This window comes from Enterobacter cloacae complex sp. GF14B, from assembly GCF_004136805.1.
Classification (GTDB): domain Bacteria; phylum Pseudomonadota; class Gammaproteobacteria; order Enterobacterales; family Enterobacteriaceae; genus Enterobacter; species Enterobacter hormaechei_C.
Genome location: NZ_QFRV01000342.1, coordinates 1 through 998, shown reverse-complemented (window position 1 = coordinate 998; position 998 = coordinate 1). Strand labels below are relative to the sequence as shown.

The following is a 998-nucleotide window of genomic DNA, read 5'->3' as shown; positions in this document are numbered from 1 at the left end:
TGACGCAGCTGGCGCGCATCGCTGCATGGTTAACGCCGGACACCGTTCCCGGTCTCGATACGCTAAACCTGATGCAGGCCCAGCTGATTCGCCAGTGGCCTGACAGCACCTTGCCGTGCCTCGACGTCGGGGCGCTGGAGCCATTGCGATGAGTTTTACCGACTGGCCGTGGCGGCACTGGCGCACCCGGCGTGCCGATAAACCCGCGCTGCGTTTAGACGATGTAACGCTCAGTTGGACTCAGCTGGGCAAGCGTATCGATCGTCTGGCAGCCGGTTTTCAGTCTCAGGGCGTTGCTGACGGTGACGGCGTCATGCTGCTCGCCCACAACCACCCGCAGACCCTGCTGGCCTGGCTGGCGCTGCTTCAGTGCGGCGCCCGCATTTTGCCGGTGAACCCTCAGCTTCCCCGTCCGCTGCTGGACGTCCTCCTGCCGCAGATGACCCTGCGTTTTGCGCTGGTGCTTAACGGTGAGTATGACGGTCTGCCCGCGCTGGCATTAAGAGAGGGCGAGGGGCAGGGGGACGTGACGTGGCGGGCAGAACGACTGGCCTCAATGACGCTCACCTCCGGCTCCACCGGTTTGCCAAAAGCGGCGGTGCACACCTGTGCCGCCCACCTTGCCAGCGCAAAAGGGTTGCTGGCGCTGATGCCTTACGGCGATAGCGACGACTGGCTGCTCTCTCTGCCGCTGTTTCACGTCTCCGGTCAGGGGATTTTGTGGCGCTGGTTACAGGGCGGAGGCCGTCTCACCGTGCGCAAAAAACAGCCGCTGGAGCAGGCACTACAGGGCTGTACCCACGCCTCGCTGGTGCCAACGCAGCTGTGGCGACTGCTTAATTCACACCATCCCGTCGCGCTGAAAGCCGTGCTGCTCGGCGGGGCGGAAATCCCCGTTGCGCTGACCGAACAGGCGCGCGAGCAGGGGATCCGTACATTCTGCGGCTACGGTCTGACCGAGTTCGCCTCCACCGTCTGCGCCAAAGAGGCCGACGGCG

1 protein-coding gene and 1 pseudogene are annotated in these 998 nt (G+C 64.4%); both read left to right on the top strand.

Features of this window, described 5'->3' with window-relative positions:
* Window positions 1-152 (top strand): annotated as a pseudogene (locus tag DD606_RS26605) (o-succinylbenzoate synthase); the annotation flags it as partial.
* Window positions 149-998, top strand: an 850-nt coding sequence (locus tag DD606_RS25565) for an AMP-binding protein (RefSeq protein ID WP_139158403.1), incomplete at its 3' end; no start/stop codon positions are given. The pseudogene DD606_RS26605 and the gene DD606_RS25565, both read left to right, overlap by 4 nt.